Source organism: Oceanimonas aquatica (genome assembly GCF_030732065.1).
In the GTDB taxonomy this organism is placed as follows: domain Bacteria; phylum Pseudomonadota; class Gammaproteobacteria; order Enterobacterales; family Aeromonadaceae; genus Oceanimonas.
Genome location: NZ_JAVBHX010000002.1, coordinates 245904 through 264721, shown reverse-complemented (window position 1 = coordinate 264721; position 18818 = coordinate 245904). Strand labels below are relative to the sequence as shown.

Genomic DNA, 18818 nt, shown 5'->3' with positions numbered 1-18818 from the left:
GGCGGATTGTTTTAACACGACCGGCCTGTTATCGGGCCGGTCCGTTCAGAGGGTGTAATCAATGAGCAGCAGATTCTTTTCCGGACTGGACCGGCGGGTGGGCTGGTTGCTGGAAGCGGCCGCCTTCACCGCCAGCCTGCTGGTGGTCGGACTGATGTTGTTTCTGGTGCTGGCGCGTTACGTGTTTGGCTGGTCGGTGGTGGGCTTGCTGGAGCTGATCATGCTGTTTGGCATGTGGCTGTACATGCTGGGGGCGCTGATCGCCAGCCGCCGCAACGAGCACCTGGTGGTGGACTTCGTGGAGTTGCAGATCACCGATGATCGCATTCGGTTTCTGCACAGAACGTTGATCTCCCTGATCACTTTTGTGATCTGCCTGTTCTTTGTGGTGCTGGCTTACCGCATGCTGGCCTGGGGGCTGCGTAGACCTCAGTCAACCCCGGGCATGGGCATTCCGCTGTGGTTACCCCAGGCGTCCATCATGCTGGCGGCCGTGGGATGCAGCTGTTATTCGCTGCGTGATTTGCTGAAGGCCGTTGCCGGCCTGTGCGGCGCGGGCTCCGGCTCTCGCCAGCTGAAAGAGGAACACTGAGATGGAAGGTTTCATGGCCGTAGGCCTGTTGATGCTGTTGATGATCATCGGTGTGCCGGTGGCCTGGTCCTTTGCCGGCGTGCTGGCATACATGGTGTATGTGTACGACGCCAACCTGAATACCCTGATGCTGCAGGGCTATCGCTCGGTCGACTCGGTGATCCTGATTGCCCTGCCGCTGTTTGTGCTTACCGGATACATGATGCAAAGCGGCGGCATTGCCAAACGGCTGGTGGACTTTATTGAGGTAATGATCGGCAAGCGCAAAGGCGGCATGGGTGCCTCCATGGTCATGGCCTCGGGCATTTTCGGTGCCATTGCCGGCACCGCCACCGCCGCCGTGGCCTCTATCGGTACCATCATGATCGGACCCCTGGAGCAGCGTGGCTATCCGCGCAGTTATTCCTCGGCCTTGCTGGGCATTTCGTCATTGCTGGGCATTCTTATTCCGCCGTCGATCACCATGATTTTGTTTGCCGTGGTCACCCGGCAGTCGGTGGCCGCCTGTTTTGCCGCCTCGGTGGGGCCGGCCATTTTGCTGATAGTGGGGTTGATCCTCGCCAACCGGTTTGGCGTGGGCCGCTTTTTCAACGAGGTGAGCAGTGCCGCCGGCAACGGAATGGAAAAACTGCCGAGCAAGGGTAAAGCCACGCTCAAGGCCTTTCCGGCGCTGTCGTTGCCGGTGATCATCCTCGGCGGCATTTACGGCGGCGTGTTCACGCCCACCGAGGCGGCGGCGGTGGCGGCCTTTTCGGCCATGCTGATCGGGTTTTTCATCTACCGCGACATGAACCTGAAAAGTTTTGCTCGAAGCGTGGTGGCGGCGGCAGAAACCACCGGCACCGTGATTTTGATCCTGCTGTTCAGCTTCATGATTGGCCGTATTCTGGCCTCGGAGCGTATTCCCCAGGATCTGACCGAGCTGGTCAGCACCTTTATTCAGAATCCGCTGCTGATCCTGATTGCGGTTAACCTGTTCCTGATTTTCGCCGGCATGATCATGGATGACGTATCGGTCACTGTGGTGGTGGCGCCGCTGTTCCTGCCGCTGATGGTGGACACTGGCATTCACCCGGTGCACTTTGCCTCCATTGTCGCCTGCTCAGTGGTGATCGGGGCCAACAGCCCGCCGGTGGCCCCCATCCTCTACATGGCCTGCCGCATCGGCAAGGTGTCGATACACAAAACGGTGAAACCCGCCCTGGCACTGATGGCCTTTGTCGGCCTGCCGGTGATGCTGGTCACCACCTTTGTGCCCGAGCTGTCGCTGTTTCTGCCCCGCTGGCTCGGGTTTGTGTGATGGCGTAAATGGAATAAGTGGGAAGGGGAGCCGATGGCTCCCCTTTTTGTTTTGTCACTCCCGGGCTTTACTTCGTCACTTCCGCGATGGCGGGAGTCCAGGGCAGACGAGGGAGGATGTTGTTTTAACGCGGTAAAGGCCGGGCCCTCTCATGTCTTCAGATCAGGCGTTGTTGTCTGGAAGCGTGCACCATGCACTGGATCTCCGCCTTCGCGGAGATGACCAAGGTTAGGTTGCGTAAATGACGAGCGATAGCGTACTCCCGCGTTGTGGCTCGTCACTCCCGTGAAGACGGGAGTCCAGGGCCGACGACTGAGGATGCTGCTGTGTGCGGTGATGTTGCAGGCCCGAGCCTGTCTGCAGATCAGGCGTTGTTGCCGGCAAGTGTGCACCATGTCTGGATGCCCGTTTACACGGGCATGACGAACACTGGGTCACTCCTGCTTCAAACTCTCCTCCACCAACGCCAGCACTTCCGGGTGCAGCAGCGCCCGCTGGGCCAGCAGGGCCTCCAGCCGTTCCCGCCAGACGTCGCCGTCGGGGCCGGCCAGCGCGTCGGTCAGCAGTGGTGAACAGTCGGCCAGCCGTTCCGGAGGGGTCAGGCCCCAGGCCTTTAGCCGGGCCAGAAAATCCTGTTGATCAATCAGTTCGGTGATCATCATGGCGTGGGTCCTCTCAGGGTGAAAAAGCTCAGGCTAATCCCGGCCGCCACGGGCGACAAGGCCATTTGCGACATGCTGTCGCAATGGAAACAGAATATGACGCTCGAGGCGGAACTGGTTAATACAGTGTCGCATTGAAGAAGTTTTAAGCAGCCGTTAGCTGTTTTTATAAGGGCCGGTACTTCACCGACGAGCGCCTGACCGGCGCCATGTTATCAACCCGCAGTCGCGACCGGGGCCATGGGGACGAGGAGGCCCGGGTGGCGGCTGACCCACCATTAATCCGACGGAGATCTCTTGCTATGGTTGGCAAAGATGGAGTGTTAAAAGGAATGAGTCCGGCGGCAACGATCAGCTCCATGATGATCGTTACCTTGTTTGTGTTGGGCGGCGCCCTGTATCCGGACGCCGCTGCCAGTTTGTTCGACAGTGTGTCGGGCGGCATATTGTCTCACTTCAAATGGTATTACATCGCCATTGTGGCGCTGATGCTGGTGTTCTGCGTGGTGCTGGCCTGCAGCCGGTTTGGCAGGATGCGCCTGGGCAGCGACGACGATCGGCCGGAATATGGCCTGTTTTCCTGGTTTGCCATGCTGTTCAGCGCCGGCATGGGCATTGGCCTGGTGTTCTGGTCCATTGCCGAGCCCATTTATCACTTTCAGAGCAACCCTTTCATCGCCGAGGGAATGACCCCTGAGGCGGCTGAAATGGCCATGCGCATTACCTTCTTTCACTGGGGCCTGCACCCCTGGGCCATTTACGTGGTGGTGGGCCTGTCACTGGCGTATTTTTCCTACCGGCTGAAGTTGCCCCTGACCATTCGTTCGGCGCTGTACCCGCTTATCGGTAAACGCATTTACGGCTGGATGGGTCATGCCGTCGACACCCTGGCGGTGTTTGGTACCGTATTTGGCGTGGCCACCTCGCTGGGTCTGGGCGTCAGCCAGATCAACACCGGCCTGAATCATCTGTTCGGGGTGGAAGTCAGCACCGGTAACCAGCTGTTGCTGATCCTGGTGATTTCGGCCATCGCTACCGCTTCGGTACTGTCCGGCATTGGCCGGGGCGTGAAGTGGCTGTCGGAGATCAATATCTGGCTGACCGTGGCGATCCTGCTGTTTTTGCTGGTGTATGGCCCCACGCGCTACCTGCTGCAAAGTTATGTGCAGGGGGTGGGTGATTACCTGGCTCATGTGATACCCCTCAGTACCTGGACCGATGCCAGCAAAGACGGCCAGTGGCAGTCCTGGTGGACCGTGTTTTACTGGGGCTGGTGGATGTCCTGGTCGCCCTTTGTCGGCATGTTTATTGCGCGTATCTCGAAGGGTCGCACCATTCGTGAATTTATCTGTGGCGTGCTGTTGGTGCCGACGCTGCTTGGCATGCTGTGGCTGACCCTGTTTGGCGGCTCGGCCCTTTATCTGGAACTGACCCATTCCCTCACCAATGCGGCGGGCGAGGCGAGCGCCGCCATTGGCCAGGCCGGCATTGTGGCGGCGGTAAGCGAAAACGTGACCACGGCACTGTATGCCACCCTGACCCTGCTGGACGGCGGTACCATGGGGTATCTGGCCTCGGTGCTGGCCACCGTGCTGGTGGCGCTGTATTTCATCACTTCGGCCGACTCCGGCACTCTGGTGGTGACCACCATACTGTCGCTGGGGGATGAACATCCGCCCCGCAGCCAGCGGGTATTGTGGGGCATGGCGGTGGCCGCCGTGGCGGCCATTCTGATGCTGGCGGGCGGGCTCAAGGCACTGCAGACCGCCGCCATTATTGCCGCGTTCCCGTTCTCGGCGGTGATCATGGTGATGATGTGGGGCCTGTTCCGGGCCCTGCATCAGGAAATGCCTTTTGAAGAGGCCGTGACGGTGCCGGTGAAGCTGCCGCCTGCGCCCTGACACCGCCTCATTTCGGGGCAGGGCACCGCGACTCTGCCCCAAGACAGGGAGTTCTGAATGATAACAATGTTGTTATTTGACTCCTTTTCTCGGTATCCCCCGTCTTTTAGCTAACAAAATCGCCCGTAACGGGCGATTTTTCATTGCTTATCTTCCCCTTGAGTGCTGGCACGAAAGTTGCCGTATCTGACCGTAAGCGAGTGTGACACGGTGACTTTTTCTGACTCACAAGACCGGTTGTTAACCTGTAAAGCGTACACTTTCTGAGCTTGCTCACAGTTTGCTTTCGAGGCATGAAAAAAACCGCTTTTAGTGATGTTGCATGTCGCTCTGGTGTTATATATTTTTTAAATGTTTGCATCAATAATGTAAATGCACCCTTTCGGTGGCGCTGGATGGCCAGCGATAACACAAGGCTTACGCCTTGTAGCTCGGCAAGGACAGGAGGAGTAGCAATGAGTCAGCCGCAACGTGTTGGTTTTCTGTTGGTGGAGAATTTCACCATGATCTCCCTGGCCTCGGCCATTGAGCCGCTGCGCATGGCCAACCAGCTGTCGGGAAAAAATCTGTACGAGTGGGTCATGCTGACCGAAACCGGCCAGCCGGTGCGGGCCAGTGATGGTGTGCTGGTGACACCGGATCACGCCACCCACGACTGTGGCCATCTCGATATGATGCTGCTGTGCGGTGGGGTAGGGGTGTCCAATGCCCGCAGCCGTCATCTGCGTACCTGGCTGCAGCAACTGGCCCATCGCAAGGTCAAGCTGGGTGCGGTGTGTACCGGCAGTTTTCTGCTGGCCGATGCAGGTGTGCTCGATGGCTACCGCTGTACCATTCACTGGGAATACATGGCCGCCTTCAAGGAAGCCTTTCCCCGCCTTGATACCAGTAATGCCCTCTATTGCATCGACCGTGACCGGCTGACCTGCAGTGGCGGCACGGCCCCCATCGACATGATGATGCACCTGATTGAAAAGGAGCACTCCAGCGCGCTCAGCACCGCCATTTGCGACATGTTCCTGTGTGAGCGCATTCGCGATGGTCAGGAAGAGCAGAAAGTGTTGCTGCGCCATCTGGTGGGGCCGGCCCAGCCCAAGCTGGCGGAAGTAGTGGCACTGATGGAAGCCAATCTGGAAGAGCCCATTACTCTGGACGAACTGTCTCATTACGTGGGGCTGTCACGTCGCCAGGTGGAGCGGCTGTTCCAGCGCCATGTGAAATGCTCGCCGTCGCGCTATTACCTTAACCTGCGCCTGAAGCGGGCCCGGCAGCTGCTGCGCCAGACTTCAATGGCGATCATCGACATCGCCACCGCCTGCGGTTTTGTGTCCATGCCCCATTTCAGCAAGTGCTATCGGGAATGTTTTGGCGTGCCGCCCCGGGACGATCGCTGTGGCCGCCCCGTGCCCAAAGCCACGGAAGAAGCCATGCCGGCCATGCCTGACCTGGCCCTCAATGCCCGCCTCGACACCTCCCGCAGCGAACCTACCTTCGCCTCGGTAACGCTCTGATGGTGGTATTGCCCCTGGCCCTGTCATGCCCAATGAAAACGGGCATTCAGGGCATGGTGCACTGAACTTGCCAATATTACGTGTCTGCAGACCCGCACTGGACCCCGACTTCGCCGATGTGACGACAGAATAATACGATGTAACAGTCAGCAATGTGTGGCTTCTAAAACAAACTGCCCTGCGGCTCGGGTGCCTGACCGGGAAAGGCGGGCAGGGACGCACCCAGTGCTTCGGCGATTGTAGCTGCCAGGATGGGCGCTTCCACGTTGTCGGCGGTATGCACAAACAGATACACCGACTTGCCCTCATTAAGCCAGCCTTGCAGGCGGGGCAGCCAGGGTTGCCAGAAGGGCGTGTTGGCGGCCAGATCCGGGTTGCCGATAAAGCGCACCACAGGCGCGTTCCCGGTGCTGATGATATGCACCGGCACTTTGGGTTTCTTTTGCTGGGCATCGGCCAGCGCCGGCGTGGCAGGAGGCACCGCAAATACCGGCCTTGAGTCCATGATAATACGGTTGGCGTTGTGCTCCAGCAGCAGCCGGTTGAGCCGGCGCTCCGCTTCGCCCTTGGCAAAAAACGCCGGATGGCGCACTTCCACGCCTATTTCAAAATTATTCGGCAGGGCGTTCAGCAAATGCGCCAGGCCGTTGAGCTGCTCGGGGCCGCAGGCGGCGGGCAGTTGCAGCATCAGCATGCCCAGCTTGTGATGCAGGGGGGTTAACTGCTCGATAAATGCCAGAGCCGGGGCGATATTGTCGGCGAGGCGGCCCTGATGGCTGACGGCGGACGGAAACTTGAAGGTAAAGCGAAAGTCCGGGCCTGTCATGGCCTCCCAGCGCGTCAGGCTGTGGGCGTCGGGCACGCCGTAGAAGCTGGTATTGCCTTCCACGGTATTGAACACCTTTGCATAGTCGGACAAATGCTCGGTGCTTTTAAGCCCCCGGCCGAGCAGGCTGCCCGGCCAGCCGGCATGAGACCACTGACTCAGACCCAGATATAACGGCATGTTTCTCCTTCATCGAAATACAAGCTGGAAGTGATTAGCCGGATGCTGCCACCCGCCCGGTCGGGTTGCAGACACGGCACCATGCCTGCCGGCCATTCAGGTCTGCTTTCAGCTTTCCGCTTCAAGCTTCCAGCTGTTGTTAAGCGGTTGGATCCCTGTTCGGGTTTCCGATTATACTAGCGCGCTGTTTACAGACAAATTCAAGCCTGCGGCCGGGTGCCGCAGCCAAAGCACATCATAGGAAGACTCCATGCGCACTCATTATTGCGGGCAGGTAGACGCCTCCCTGGTTGGCCAGAGCGTAACCCTCAGTGGCTGGGTTCATCGTCGTCGTGATCTGGGCGGTCTCATCTTTATCGATATGCGCGATCGCGAAGGCATCGTGCAGGTGTTTTTCGATCCCGACAAGGCCGAGGCCTACGACAAGGCGTCCGAGCTGCGTGCCGAGTTTTGCGTGCAGATCACCGGTCAGGTGCGTGCGCGGCCCGAGTCTCAGGTGAACAAGGACATGGCCACCGGCGAGGTGGAAATCTTTGCCCACGAGCTCACCATCATCAACAAGGCGGCGCCGCTGCCGCTGGACTTCAATCAGAACAACTCCGAAGAGCAGCGCCTCAAGTACCGCTATCTGGACTTGCGCCGCCCCGAGCAGGCGCGGTTCCTGAAAACCCGTGCCCAGGTCACCAGCCGGGTGCGCCGCTTTATGGACGAGCACGGCTTTCTGGATATCGAAACCCCCATGCTCACCAAGGCCACCCCGGAAGGCGCCCGTGACTACCTGGTGCCGAGCCGGGTGCACAAGGGCTATTTCTACGCGCTGCCCCAGTCGCCTCAGCTGTTTAAACAGCTGCTGATGATGAGCGGTTTCGACCGTTACTACCAGATCGTCAAGTGCTTCCGCGACGAGGATCTGCGTGCCGACCGCCAGCCCGAGTTCACCCAGATCGATGTGGAAACCTCCTTTATGAGTGCCGAGCAGGTGCGTGAGGTGATGGAGCAGCTGGTGCGTGAACTGTGGCAGGACGTGGCCGGCGTGGATCTGGGCACCTTCCCGATCATGACCCACGAAGAAGCCATGCGCCGCTACGGCTCCGACAAGCCGGATCTGCGTATTGCCATGGAACTGACCGACGTCGCCGATCTGGTGAAGGACGTGGACTTTCAGGTGTTTGCCGGCCCGGCCAATGACCCCAAGGGCCGCGTGGCTGCCCTGCGCGTGCCCGGTGGCGCTAAGCTTTCCCGCAAGCAGATCGATGAATACGGCAAGTTCGTGGGCATTTACGGCGCCAAGGGCCTGGCCTGGCTCAAGGTCAACGAAGCGTCCAAGGGGCTTGAAGGTATTCAGTCGCCGGTGGCCAAGTTCCTGAACGAATCCATTGTGACCGAGCTCATCAGCCGCACCGGCGCCACCGACGGCGACGCCATCTTCTTTGGCGCCGACAGTGCCAAGGTGGTGGCCGACGCCATGGGTGCCCTGCGCCTGAAACTGGGCAAGGATCTGGAGCTGGTCGAGAACAGCTGGAAGCCGCTGTGGGTGGTGGACTTCCCCATGTTCGAGGAAGAGGACGATCGTCTCTACGCCATGCACCATCCCTTTACCGCCGCCAAGGACGTGTCGGTCGACGAGCTGGAAGCCAACCCGCTGGCGGCGCTGGCCAACGCCTATGACATGGTGATCAACGGTTACGAAGTGGGCGGTGGCTCGGTGCGTATTCACGACAACGCCATGCAGCAGACCGTGTTCCGTCTGCTCGGCATCAACGCCGAGGATCAGCAGGAGAAATTCGGCTTCCTGCTCGACGCCCTCAAGTACGGTACTCCGCCCCATGCCGGTCTGGCCTTTGGTCTGGACCGCCTGGTGATGCTGCTGACCGGCACCGACAACATTCGGGACGTGATTGCCTTCCCGAAAACCACCACCGCGTCCTGTTTGCTGACCGATGCCCCCAGCCTGGCCAACCCGGACGCGTTGACCGAGCTGGCCATTCGCACCGAGCAGCCCAAGGCGGAGTAAGCCATGGCCCACAAGCACCCGGAGTCGGTACTGATCCTCATTCATACCGAGGATCGCGTACTGCTGCTGCAGCGCAAGGACAACCCGGATTTCTGGCAGTCGGTCACCGGCAGCCTGGAAGCCGGGGAGAATCGCATGCAGGCCGCCGCCCGCGAACTGGAGGAAGAAACCGGTTTGGTGGTGGGCAACGGCCTGCAACTGGTGGAAACCGGGCACCGGGTGCGTTTTGAAATTTACCCTCACTGGCGGCACCGCTACCGGCCGGGGGTCACCCACAACTGGGAATACGAATTTCGTTTATGCCTGCCCGAGCCGCAAACCGTGCGGCTTACCGAGCACCTGGATCAGTGCTGGCTGCCCTTTGAGGAGGCGCGTGCCAGGGCCGGCTCCTGGACCAACCGGGATGCCATCGGCAGGCTGATAAACACAGAGTAAAAGGAGACTGACGTTATGGCAGGTCACAGTAAATGGGCCAACATCAAGCACCGCAAGGCGGCTCAGGACGCCAAGCGCGGCAAGATCTTCACCAAGCTGATCCGTGAACTGACCACGGCGGCCCGTGAAGGCGGATCCGATGCGGCTTCCAATCCCCGGCTGCGTGCCGCCATCGACAAGGCGCTGTCCAACAACATGACCCGGGACACCGTCGAGCGGGCAGTGAAGCGCGGCGCCGGCGAGCTCGACGGCCAGCAGCTGGAAACCATCGTCTACGAGGGCTATGGTCCGGGCGGCACCGCCGTCATGGTGGAATGCATGACCGATAACCGCAACCGCACCGTGTCGGAAGTGCGCCATGCCTTTTCCAAGAGCGGCGGCAACCTGGGCACCGATGGCTCGGTGGCTTACCTGTTCGAGAAAAAGGGCGTGATCACCTACGCCGAGGCGGACGAGGAAACCGTGATGGACGCGGCGCTGGAAGCCGGGGCCGACGATGTGGTGGTCAACGAGGACGACTCCATCGACGTGTACACCCAGTGGGACGAGTTCGGTACGGTGAAGGACGCCCTGGATGAAAGCGGCCTCGAGGCCGTTAACGCCGAAGTGACCATGATTCCGTCAACCAAGTCGGAACTGGATGAAGACACCGCGCCCAAGCTGCTGCGCCTCGTCGACATGCTGGAAGATCTGGACGACGTTCAGGAGGTTTACCATAACGGTGACATCTCCGACGAACTGGCGGAACAGCTTTAAACAACGGTTTGTCATCTCCGCGCAGGCGGAGATCCAGTGCGGCTCTGCAGGCGATGCCTTGCCTGAAGGGCCGTGCCTCTTTTCCCTGGACCCCCGCCGTCGCGGGGGTGACCATTAATTCTTTATGTCCATTATTCTCGGTATCGATCCCGGCTCGCGCATCACCGGTTATGGGGTGGTGCGCCAGACCGGCAATAAAATGGAGTACCTGGGCTCCGGCTGCATTCGCATGACCGATGATGCACTGGCGCCTCGGCTCAAGAAAATTTACGACGGGGTCAGCGAAATCGTGCTGCAGTTTCGCCCGGACCTGTTCGCCATTGAACAGGTGTTTATGGCCCGCAATCCCGACTCGGCGCTGAAGCTTGGTCAGGCCCGGGGCGCGGCCATTGTGGCCGCCGCCAATGCCGGGCTGGAAGTGGCGGAGTACTCCGCCCGTCAGATCAAACAGGCGGTGGTGGGGCAGGGGGGAGCCGACAAAAGTCAGGTTCAGCACATGGTGGTAAAACTGCTGAGTCTGCCGGGCACCCCCCAGGCCGACGCCGCCGACGCCCTGGCGGTGGCCCTGTGTCACGGCCATACCCGTCAGAGCCTGATCAGCATGGCCGGTCAGGTGCGCGGCACCGTGCGCGGGCGCATGCGCTGACGCAAGTACATGGATATTTATCCAGTTATTTATTATTCTTGGCCCAGTTTTGTTCGGGTTAGCGGAGAGCCTCAGTGATTGGTCGGTTAAAAGGTATTATCGTTGAAAAGCAGCCCCCGGAGATCCTGCTGGATGTGAATGGCGTCGGCTATGAAGTCACCCTGCCCATGAGTTGCTTTTACGAGCTGCCCAATGTGGGCCAGGCGGCCACCGTATTGACCCACTTTGTAGTGCGGGAAGACGCCCAGCTGCTGTTTGGCTTTAACACCAAAACCGAGCGGGCGTTGTTTCGGGAACTGATCAAGACCAACGGTGTGGGCCCCAAGCTGGCGCTGGCCATTCTCTCGGGCATGACCGCCGATCAGTTTATTCATAATGTCGAGCAGGGCGAAATCACCGCCCTGGTCAAGCTGCCGGGCGTGGGCAAGAAAACCGCCGAGCGGCTGGTGGTGGAAATGCGTGACCGGCTCAAGGGCTTTGGCGGCTACGATCTGTTTAATCCGGCTCCCGAGTCAGCCATGGCGGCGGGAGGAGAGGGTGCCAAAGACGAGGCCCTGGCCGCACTGCAGGCGCTGGGTTACAAGGCCGGTCAGGCCGAGCAACTGATGAAGAAAATCGCCAAGCCCGGCATGGACGCGGAGCAGCTGATCCGCGAAGCCCTCAAAAGCATGGGATAAGCCATGATAGAAGCGGATCGTTTTATTAACCCGGCCCCCCGGCAGGAAGAAGAAGCCATCGACCGGGCCATTCGCCCGCGAGCGCTGGCGGATTACCGCGGCCAGGATCATGTGCGCGGCCAGATGGAAATTTTTATCGAGGCGGCGCGGCGGCGGGAAGAAGCCCTGGATCACTTGCTGATCTTCGGGCCGCCGGGGCTGGGCAAAACCACCCTGGCCAACATTGTTGCCAATGAAATGGGCGTGAGCATCAAGACTACCTCGGGGCCGGTGCTGGAAAAGGCCGGCGATCTGGCGGCCATGCTCACTAATCTGGAGCCGGGCGATGTGCTCTTTATCGATGAAATTCACCGCCTGAGTCCGGTGGTGGAAGAAATTCTCTACCCGGCGATGGAAGATTATCAGCTCGATATCATGATCGGTGAAGGCCCTGCCGCTCGTTCCATCAAGCTGGAATTGCCGCCCTTTACCCTGGTGGGGGCCACCACCAGGGCCGGCTCGCTGACCTCACCATTGCGGGATCGCTTTGGTATCGTGCAGCGGCTGGAGTTCTATCAGGTTGGGGATCTGGCCCATATCATCAGCCGCAGTGCCGGCAAGCTGGGTCTGGACATCGATGACGACGGCGCCCTGGAAATGGCCCGCCGGGCCCGGGGCACACCGCGTATTGCCAACCGGCTGTTGCGACGGGTGCGTGACTTTGCCGAGGTCAAGGGCAGTGGTGCCATCGACGCCGCCATTGCGGCGCAGGCCCTGGACATGCTGGACGTCGACAAGCAGGGCTTTGACTACATGGACCGCAAGCTGCTGATGGCGGTGCTCGACAAGTTCATGGGCGGCCCGGTGGGCCTCGACAACCTGGCGGCGGCCATCGGCGAAGAAAAGGAAACCATCGAGGATGTGATCGAGCCCTACCTTATTCAGCAGGGCTTTTTGCAGCGCACTCCCCGCGGTCGCATGGCCACTCCGCGTGCCTACCTGCACTTCGGTTTTGATCTCCCCGAGGCTTGACCTGGAGCGCGGGCAGCCTGTCCGCAATTTGCCGCGCAGCGGCAATGTCTTGAGCGCCTGGCGGCGCTGATGCAGGCTGGCAGCCCCTCTTCAGGGACAAGACCTGCGCTCCACCTCTTCCCTCACAGCCCTGTCCGGGTCAGCCAATGTCGTGCTCTGACGCGGCCTTCTTCTTTCACGGCGTCGACTTGGGTATAGTAATTCCATCCTTTTGGCCGGATTCCCGGGATTTGCATGTCACAAACGCCGTTTCACTGGCCGGTGCGTATCTACTACGAAGATACCGATGCCGGCGGTATCGTCTATAACGCCAACTATCTGAAATTCATGGAGCGGGCCCGCACCGAGTGGCTGCGGCATCTGGGCATTGAGCAGGATGGCCTGCTCAATGACGGCATCGCCTTTGTGGTGCGCCGGGTCGAGATGGACCTGCGTCGGGCGGCCCGCTTCAATGATGCATTAACGGTCACCGTCACGGTGAAAATGCTCAAACGTGCCTCTATTGTGTTTGAGCAGGAAATTCTGGATGATGCGGGCCTTTGTCTGGTGAGGGGCGAGGTGGTTATCGCCTGTGTCGACATCGCCAGAATGAAGCCTTTTGCCATTCCTGAGCCACTGATGGGAGTATTGTCGGGTGCACGCTGAAATCTCGTTTATAGGTCTTTTTCTGCAGGCCAGTCTGCTGGTCAAACTGGTGATGCTGGGGCTGGTGGGCATGTCGGTGCTGAGCTGGGCGCTGATCATCAACCGCCGCCGGGTGCTCACCTCCGCTCGGGCCGACGCCGAAAAGTTTGAAGACAAGTTCTGGTCCGGCGCCGATCTCAGCCGCCTCTACCACGAGTCCAACGCCCGCCGCGACAGCCTGGCGGGCATGGAGCAGATTTTTCATGCCGGCTTTCGCGAATTTGTGCGCCTGCAAAAGCAGGGCCGGCCCCAGGAAACCATGCTCGAAGGCACCTACCGCACCATGCGCGTAGCCCTGTCCCGGGAAGTCGACCGGCTGGAAACCAACCTGTCGGTGCTGGCCACCATCGGCTCCATCAGTCCCTATATCGGTCTGTTCGGTACCGTCTGGGGCATCATGAACGCCTTTATCGCCCTGTCGGAAATCAAGCAGGCGACCCTGGCCATGGTGGCGCCGGGCATCGCCGAGGCGCTGATCGCCACCGCCATGGGTCTGTTTGCCGCCATTCCGGCGGTAATTGCCTATAACCGTTTCAGCTATCAGGTTGAGCGGCTGGAAAACCACCTGGCCAACTTCATGGACGAGTTTTCCACCATTCTCAACCGGCAAGTGACCACGGGTAACCAGTAATGCAGAGCTATCAGCGCAAGCGGCGCAAACGCGTGGCCGAAATCAACGTGGTGCCTTATATCGACGTCATGCTGGTGCTGCTGATCATCTTTATGGCCACGGCGCCGGTGATTACCCAGGGGGTCAAGGTGGATCTGCCCCAGGCAGAAGCCGAGCTGCTGCCGGAAGACAGCGAGACGCCCCTGGTGGCCTCGGTGGATGCCGAAGGCCGCTATTTCCTGGACGTGGGCGAAAGCCGGGACGAGGCGGTGGATCTGCTGGCCCTGGCCGAGATGGTACAGCAGAAGCTGGCCTCCAATCCCAAGGCGCCCGTGGTGGTGCAGGGGGATGCCAATGTGCGCTATGACGCGGTTATTCAGTTAATGGCCACGCTCAAGGCGGCCGGGGTGCCCAGTGTGGGCCTGATGACCCAACCGGAGCAGTAAGGCGTGTTCAGAAACGAAGACGGCAGTATTCGCAAGGCGCTGGTGATCTCCCTGGGGCTGCACCTGCTGATTGGCGTGTTGTTCCTGGTGGGGGTGAATTTCACTACCCCCAAGCGACCCACCCAGGCGGCCTCCATTATTGAAGCCACCATGATAGACGACGGCATGGTGGCGGCCCAGGCCGAGCGCCTGGCCGAGATGCAGGCCCAGCGGGATGCCGAGCAGGCCGCCGCCCAGGCGAAAGCCGATGCCGAACAAAAGGCCGCCGAAGAAGCCGAGCGCAAGGCCGCAGAAAAAGCGGCAGCGGACGAGGCGGCCCGCCAGGCGGAGCAGCAGAAAGCCGTTGCCGAGCAAAAGGCCAAAGCCGAAGCGGAACGCCAGCAGATACTGGAGCAGCAACGCAAGGCCGAAGAAGCCCGCAAGGCAGCCGAAGCGAAGAAACAGGCGGAAGCCGAAGCGGCCCGCAAGGCGGCGGAAGCCAGGAAACAGGCGGAGGCCGAAGCGGCACGCAAGGCGGCGGAAGCCAAGAAACAGGCGGAGGCCGAAGCGGCCCGCAAGGCGGCCGAAGCGAAGAAACAGGCGGAAGCCGAAGCGGCGCGCAAGGCTGCGGAAGCGAAGAAAAAAGCCGAAGCCGAGCAGCAACGCAAGGCCGCCGAGGCCAAAAAGAAAGCCGAGGCCGAAGCAGCCCGCAAGGCGGCAGAAGCAAAGAAAAAGGCGGAAGCCGAGCAGGCGCTGAAGGATCTGGAGGCGCTGATGGGCGGCTCGGCGGGGGGCTCTTCGTCGGCCGCCTCGGCGGCGGAAGTGGATCGTTACACCGGCATGATCATTGCGGCCATTCAGCGCAACTGGCTGGTGGCGCCGACCATGGTGGGCAAGCAGTGCCGTATTAATGTGCGGGTGGCGTCCGATGGTCTTATTCTGACCATAGGGCAGGGGCAGGGCGATGCAGAGGTCTGCCGCTCGGCAACGCTTGCCATTCGCAAGACCGGTACCCTGCCCATGCCCAAGGATCCGGCCGTGAACAAACAGCTGCAAAATCTGAATTTAACCCTGATACCGAGGCTTTGATGATGACAAAACGATGGTTGTGGTTATGGCTGCCACTGCTGATGCTGGCAGGACGGGCCCAGGCGGCGCTGGATATCGTGATCACCGGCGGCATAGACAGTGCCCGGCCGGTGGCGGTGGTGCCCTTTGAATGGACCGGCGGTGGTGCTGCGCCTCAGGAACTGTCGGAAGTGATCGGCAATGACCTGCGCAACAGCGGCATGTTCCGCCCGCTGGAGCGCAACAACCTGCCCCAGCGTGTCTCCCGGGCCGACCAGCTCGACCCCATGCTGTGGCGTTCCCGTCAGGCGGAAGCCGTGGTGGTGGGCAGCATTGCCCCGGCGGGCAACAACCAGTACCGCATCAGCTTTGAGCTGGCCGACGTGCTCGGCGGCAACGGTCCCAAACTGCTTGAAAGCCGCAGTGCCACCGTGCCCGCGGCCCAGTTGCGCCAGTATGCTCACCGCATTGCCGATATCGTGTTTGAAAAGCTCACTGGCATCAAGGGCGCCTTTCTTACCCGCATCGCCTACGTGACTGTGCAGCATGGCACCCAGTATCCGTATCAGCTGATGATCGCCGACTACGACGGTTTTAACGAGCAGGTGCTGCTGCGCTCCCGGGAGCCGTTGATGTCGCCGTCCTGGTCGCCGGATGGCCGCAAGCTGGCTTATGTGTCCTTTGAAAACAAGAAGGCCGAGATAGTGGTACAGGACATTTACAGCCAGCAGCGCCAGGTGGTGAGCTCCCAGCCGGGCATCAATGGCGCACCCGCCTGGTCGCCCGACGGCAGCCGGCTGGCACTGGTGTTGTCCCGGGACGGTCAGCCCGAAGTATACGTACTCAATCTGGCCAGCCGCCAGTTGACCCGGGTGACCAATAACCGCACAATCGATACCGAGCCGACCTGGTCGGCGGACGGAAAAAGTATTTATTTTGTCTCCGAGCGGGGCGGGCGGCCACAGGTCTACCAAACCGAGCCGGGCAGCGGCAATGCCCGCCGCGTGACCTTTGAGGGAGACATGAATCTGGGCCCCCGGGTCACGGCAGACGGTCAGAACATGGTGCTGGTCAGCCGTTCCCAGGGGCAATACCGGATTGCCCGACAGGAGCTGGACGGCGGCTATCTGCAGGTGTTGACTGAAACACGGCTGGATGAGTCCCCGAGCCCGGCGCCCAACGGCACCATGATCATCTACAGTACCACCTATCAGGGCCGTCAGGTGCTGTCATTGGTATCGATGGATGGTCGATTCAAGGCCAGACTGCCGGCGCGCAGCGGCGATGTCCGCTCACCGGCGTGGTCACCGTTTCTAAACTAGAAATTGCTTTTTCTAAGGAAAAATCATGCAAATGAAAAAACTGCTTCAGAGTCTGGCGGTAGCACTTCCCATGTTGACCCTGGCTGCATGTAGCTCGACCAGCGATTCCGATGCCATGACCGGAACCGACGGCAGCTACCAGGACGGTGGCGTTCAGACTGGTGGTGTTCAGACCGGAGGCGCCCTGTCCGCCGAAGAGCAGATGCGTCAGCAATACGAAGCCCTGCGTCGTGAAAACGTGATTTACTTCGAGTTCGACCAGGACGAAGTGACCGGCCACTATGCCCAGGTGCTGGAAGCCCATGCCAGCTTCCTGCGTTCCAACCCCAATGTCAGCATTCTGGTGGAAGGCCACGCCGATGAGCGCGGTACCCCCGAGTACAACATCGCCCTGGGCGAGCGTCGTGCCAAGGCCGTGACCAGCTACCTGCAGAGCCTGGGTGTAAGCGGTGCTCAGCTGGCCATCGTCAGCTACGGTGAAGAAAAGCCGATTGATACCTCACGCAGCGAAGCCGGTTTTGCCAAGAACCGCCGCGCGGTACTGGTTTACTAAGGACTGATTCGGTTACATGATGATTAAATTCGCGGCCATTTCGATGGCCGCTGTTTTATCCACCGCCAGCTGGGCTCAGGCCCCGGTGGTCAGCGTGGGTGGCAGCGGCTCCGTCAACGAGCGCCTGGCCGAGCTGGAGCGGGGCTTCAGCGCCCGCAGCCAGGCGCAGATCGATCAACAACGCCAGCTTAATGCCATGCAGCAGGAGCTGAGTGAATTGCGCGGCTTGCTGGAAGAGCAGAGCTACCGGCTGGAGCAGGTGATAGAGCGTCAGCGCTCGATACTGTCCGCCCAGCAGGAAGCGGCCCCGGCGCCGGCAAAGGCAGCGGAGACAGCGGCCGGTCGCAGTGAGCCCGAGCCGGCCCGTCCGGCTGCCGCCGAGCCTGCCGGCGACGAGCAGGCCACCTACGACCGGGCGGTGAATCTGGTGCTCCAGGAGAAAGACTACAACGCCGCCATTCCGGCCTTTGCCCGCTTTATTACCCAGTATCCCCAGTCCACCTATGTGCCCAATGCCCACTACTGGCTGGGACAGCTGCTCTATGCCCAGAAACGCTTTGACCAGTCCAAGGCGCAGTTTGCCCGGGTGGTGGAAGCCTATCCCAAGTCCAACAAGCGTGCCGATTCGCTGCTGAAGCTGGGGCTGATTGCCCGGGAGCAACAGGATAATGGTCAGGCCCGGCAGCATTTTGAGCAGGTACTGAGCGAATACGGGGGCAGCGGTGCCGCCCGGCTGGCTCGGGAAAACCTGGATGCGATGAAATAAACGGCGGATTGGCGGAATTTTGTGAGAGTCGCTTGATCCTTGAGCAAACAAAATAAAATGACAATTTAGCTGTTGCGTCACACAATTAAATCCGTATTATAGGCCGCCGTTGGCAGGGGGCAGCAGTCACCCACCAAGCCGGGTCGTTAGCTCAGTTGGTAGAGCAGTTGACTTTTAATCAATTGGTCGCAGGTTCGAATCCTGCACGACCCACCAGAATCCGGACGCTTAGCTCAGCCGGGAGAGCACCTCCCTTACAAGGAGGGGGTCACTGGTTCGATCCCAGTAGCGTCCACCAGTTTTCGCACTTTTGCTAAAAGTGCAGCCCAGGGTGATTAGCTCAGCTGGGAGAGCACCTCCCTTACAAGGAGGGGGTCACTGGTTCGAGCCCAGTATCACCCACCACTTTTGAAGTGGATTACAATTCGGGTCGTTAGCTCAGTTGGTAGAGCAGTTGACTTTTAATCAATTGGTCGCAGGTTCGAATCCTGCACGACCCACCAGATTCCGGACGCTTAGCTCAGCCGGGAGAGCACCTCCCTTACAAGGAGGGGGTCACTGGTTCGATCCCAGTAGCGTCCACCAGTTTTCGTGCTTTTGCTAAAAGTACAGCCCAGGGTGATTAGCTCAGCTGGGAGAGCACCTCCCTTACAAGGAGGGGGTCACTGGTTCGAGCCCAGTATCACCCACCACTTTTGAAGTGGATTACAATTCGGGTCGTTAGCTCAGTTGGTAGAGCAGTTGACTTTTAATCAATTGGTCGCAGGTTCGAATCCTGCACGACCCACCAGATTCCGGACGCTTAGCTCAGCCGGGAGAGCACCTCCCTTACAAGGAGGGGGTCACTGGTTCGATCCCAGTAGCGTCCACCAGTTTTCG

19 protein-coding genes and 8 tRNA genes are annotated in these 18818 nt (G+C 60.2%); 25 read left to right on the top strand and 2 right to left on the bottom strand.

Annotation, left to right across the window (positions count from 1 at the left end; genetic code table 11):
* Positions 1-61: 61 nt before the first annotated feature.
* Together Q9290_RS04400 and Q9290_RS04395 are read left to right on the top strand one after the other, a co-directional pair.
* Positions 62-592, top strand: a complete 531-nt coding sequence (locus Q9290_RS04400; protein WP_306078415.1) for a TRAP transporter small permease — start codon at positions 62-64, stop codon at positions 590-592.
* Between the two features lies 1 nt (position 593).
* Positions 594-1892, top strand: a complete 1299-nt coding sequence (locus tag Q9290_RS04395) for a TRAP transporter large permease (protein ID WP_306078414.1) — start codon at positions 594-596, stop codon at positions 1890-1892.
* 434 nt (positions 1893-2326) lie between these two features.
* Here the strand turns inward: Q9290_RS04395 and Q9290_RS04390 are convergent, their stop codons facing one another.
* A complete protein-coding gene (locus Q9290_RS04390) occupies positions 2327-2554 on the bottom strand; it encodes a hypothetical protein (protein ID WP_306078413.1) in 228 nt (75 codons plus the stop codon).
* Positions 2555-2856: 302 nt separating this feature from the next.
* Between Q9290_RS04390 and Q9290_RS04385 the strand changes: the two genes are divergently transcribed.
* Positions 2857-4455 carry a BCCT family transporter gene (locus Q9290_RS04385; RefSeq protein WP_371930893.1) on the top strand — a complete coding sequence of 533 codons (1599 nt, stop codon included), beginning with the start codon at positions 2857-2859 and terminating at the stop codon, positions 4453-4455.
* A 455-nt stretch (positions 4456-4910) separates the two neighbouring features.
* On the top strand, positions 4911-5966 hold the full coding sequence (gene gbdR / locus Q9290_RS04380; RefSeq protein ID WP_371930892.1) for a choline metabolism transcriptional regulator GbdR: 1056 nt from the start codon (positions 4911-4913) through the stop codon (positions 5964-5966).
* Positions 5967-6129: 163 nt separating this feature from the next.
* Here the strand turns inward: gbdR and Q9290_RS04375 are convergent, their stop codons facing one another.
* Positions 6130-6972 (bottom strand): DUF72 domain-containing protein, encoded by an 843-nt coding sequence (locus Q9290_RS04375; protein ID WP_306078411.1) that lies wholly within the window; start codon positions 6970-6972, stop codon positions 6130-6132.
* A 250-nt stretch (positions 6973-7222) separates the two neighbouring features.
* Here Q9290_RS04375 and aspS point away from each other — a divergent pair, with 250 nt between their 5' ends.
* From aspS to Q9290_RS04270, 21 genes are all read left to right on the top strand, one after another.
* On the top strand, positions 7223-8986 hold the full coding sequence (gene aspS, locus Q9290_RS04370) for an aspartate--tRNA ligase (RefSeq protein WP_306078410.1): 1764 nt from the start codon (positions 7223-7225) through the stop codon (positions 8984-8986).
* Between the two features lie 3 nt (positions 8987-8989).
* Positions 8990-9421, top strand: coding sequence for a dihydroneopterin triphosphate diphosphatase (gene nudB / locus Q9290_RS04365; RefSeq protein WP_306078409.1), 432 nt, complete (start codon positions 8990-8992; stop codon positions 9419-9421).
* A 15-nt stretch (positions 9422-9436) separates the two neighbouring features.
* The gene (locus Q9290_RS04360; RefSeq protein ID WP_306078408.1) at positions 9437-10177 is read left to right on the top strand and encodes a YebC/PmpR family DNA-binding transcriptional regulator; all 741 of its coding nucleotides are present in this window, start codon (positions 9437-9439) and stop codon (positions 10175-10177) included.
* A 124-nt stretch (positions 10178-10301) separates the two neighbouring features.
* Positions 10302-10823, top strand: coding sequence for a crossover junction endodeoxyribonuclease RuvC (gene ruvC / locus Q9290_RS04355; protein WP_306078407.1), 522 nt, complete (start codon positions 10302-10304; stop codon positions 10821-10823).
* 74 nt (positions 10824-10897) lie between these two features.
* A complete protein-coding gene (gene ruvA / locus Q9290_RS04350; protein ID WP_306078406.1) occupies positions 10898-11500 on the top strand; it encodes a Holliday junction branch migration protein RuvA in 603 nt (200 codons plus the stop codon).
* Positions 11501-11503: 3 nt separating this feature from the next.
* Positions 11504-12511, top strand: a complete 1008-nt coding sequence (gene ruvB / locus Q9290_RS04345; RefSeq protein ID WP_306078405.1) for a Holliday junction branch migration DNA helicase RuvB — start codon at positions 11504-11506, stop codon at positions 12509-12511.
* Positions 12512-12745: 234 nt separating this feature from the next.
* Positions 12746-13156, top strand: coding sequence for a tol-pal system-associated acyl-CoA thioesterase (gene ybgC, locus Q9290_RS04340; RefSeq protein WP_306078404.1), 411 nt, complete (start codon positions 12746-12748; stop codon positions 13154-13156).
* Positions 13146-13826, top strand: a complete 681-nt coding sequence (gene tolQ / locus Q9290_RS04335; RefSeq protein ID WP_462806082.1) for a protein TolQ — start codon at positions 13146-13148, stop codon at positions 13824-13826. Before ybgC ends, tolQ begins: the two co-directional genes overlap by 11 nt.
* Entirely contained in the window at positions 13826-14251 is a 426-nt protein-coding gene (gene tolR, locus Q9290_RS04330) for a protein TolR (protein ID WP_306078403.1), read from the top strand. Before tolQ ends, tolR begins: the two co-directional genes overlap by 1 nt.
* 3 nt (positions 14252-14254) lie before the next feature.
* Positions 14255-15319: a cell envelope integrity protein TolA gene (tolA, locus tag Q9290_RS04325; protein WP_306078402.1), complete on the top strand. Its 1065-nt coding sequence runs from the start codon at positions 14255-14257 to the stop codon at positions 15317-15319.
* A 2-nt stretch (positions 15320-15321) separates the two neighbouring features.
* Positions 15322-16620 carry a Tol-Pal system beta propeller repeat protein TolB gene (gene tolB, locus Q9290_RS04320; protein WP_306078584.1) on the top strand — a complete coding sequence of 433 codons (1299 nt, stop codon included), beginning with the start codon at positions 15322-15324 and terminating at the stop codon, positions 16618-16620.
* Positions 16621-16645: 25 nt separating this feature from the next.
* On the top strand, positions 16646-17173 hold the full coding sequence (gene pal, locus Q9290_RS04315; RefSeq protein WP_306078401.1) for a peptidoglycan-associated lipoprotein Pal: 528 nt from the start codon (positions 16646-16648) through the stop codon (positions 17171-17173).
* 16 nt (positions 17174-17189) lie between these two features.
* Positions 17190-17939: a tol-pal system protein YbgF gene (ybgF, locus tag Q9290_RS04310; protein WP_306078400.1), complete on the top strand. Its 750-nt coding sequence runs from the start codon at positions 17190-17192 to the stop codon at positions 17937-17939.
* Between the two features lie 140 nt (positions 17940-18079).
* Positions 18080-18155, top strand: a tRNA-Lys gene (locus tag Q9290_RS04305).
* A gap of 6 nt (positions 18156-18161) precedes the next feature.
* A tRNA-Val gene (locus tag Q9290_RS04300) sits at positions 18162-18237 on the top strand.
* Positions 18238-18268: 31 nt separating this feature from the next.
* Positions 18269-18344 (top strand) — tRNA-Val (locus tag Q9290_RS04295).
* A 22-nt stretch (positions 18345-18366) separates the two neighbouring features.
* Positions 18367-18442: transfer RNA gene (locus Q9290_RS04290), tRNA-Lys, on the top strand.
* A 6-nt stretch (positions 18443-18448) separates the two neighbouring features.
* Positions 18449-18524: transfer RNA gene (locus Q9290_RS04285), tRNA-Val, on the top strand.
* Positions 18525-18555: 31 nt separating this feature from the next.
* Positions 18556-18631, top strand: a tRNA-Val gene (locus tag Q9290_RS04280).
* Between the two features lie 22 nt (positions 18632-18653).
* A tRNA-Lys gene (locus Q9290_RS04275) sits at positions 18654-18729 on the top strand.
* A gap of 6 nt (positions 18730-18735) precedes the next feature.
* Positions 18736-18811 (top strand) — tRNA-Val (locus Q9290_RS04270).
* Positions 18812-18818: the final 7 nt, after the last annotated feature.

Coding starts and splice junctions, on each gene's coding strand:
- tolB (WP_306078584.1), top strand. CDS start 15,322: ATGACAAAACGATGGTTGTGGTTATGGCTGCCACTGCTGATGCTGGCA.
- Q9290_RS04375 (WP_306078411.1), bottom strand. CDS start 6,972: ATGCCGTTATATCTGGGTCTGAGTCAGTGGTCTCATGCCGGCTGGCCG.
- nudB (WP_306078409.1), top strand. CDS start 8,990: ATGGCCCACAAGCACCCGGAGTCGGTACTGATCCTCATTCATACCGAG.
- pal (WP_306078401.1), top strand. CDS start 16,646: ATGCAAATGAAAAAACTGCTTCAGAGTCTGGCGGTAGCACTTCCCATG.
- Q9290_RS04400 (WP_306078415.1), top strand. CDS start 62: ATGAGCAGCAGATTCTTTTCCGGACTGGACCGGCGGGTGGGCTGGTTG.
- Q9290_RS04395 (WP_306078414.1), top strand. CDS start 594: ATGGAAGGTTTCATGGCCGTAGGCCTGTTGATGCTGTTGATGATCATC.
- ruvB (WP_306078405.1), top strand. CDS start 11,504: ATGATAGAAGCGGATCGTTTTATTAACCCGGCCCCCCGGCAGGAAGAA.
- ybgF (WP_306078400.1), top strand. CDS start 17,190: ATGATGATTAAATTCGCGGCCATTTCGATGGCCGCTGTTTTATCCACC.
- Q9290_RS04390 (WP_306078413.1), bottom strand. CDS start 2,554: ATGATGATCACCGAACTGATTGATCAACAGGATTTTCTGGCCCGGCTA.
- Q9290_RS04385 (WP_371930893.1), top strand. CDS start 2,857: ATGGTTGGCAAAGATGGAGTGTTAAAAGGAATGAGTCCGGCGGCAACG.
- gbdR (WP_371930892.1), top strand. CDS start 4,911: ATGAGTCAGCCGCAACGTGTTGGTTTTCTGTTGGTGGAGAATTTCACC.
- Q9290_RS04360 (WP_306078408.1), top strand. CDS start 9,437: ATGGCAGGTCACAGTAAATGGGCCAACATCAAGCACCGCAAGGCGGCT.
- tolR (WP_306078403.1), top strand. CDS start 13,826: ATGCAGAGCTATCAGCGCAAGCGGCGCAAACGCGTGGCCGAAATCAAC.
- ruvC (WP_306078407.1), top strand. CDS start 10,302: ATGTCCATTATTCTCGGTATCGATCCCGGCTCGCGCATCACCGGTTAT.
- aspS (WP_306078410.1), top strand. CDS start 7,223: ATGCGCACTCATTATTGCGGGCAGGTAGACGCCTCCCTGGTTGGCCAG.
- ybgC (WP_306078404.1), top strand. CDS start 12,746: ATGTCACAAACGCCGTTTCACTGGCCGGTGCGTATCTACTACGAAGAT.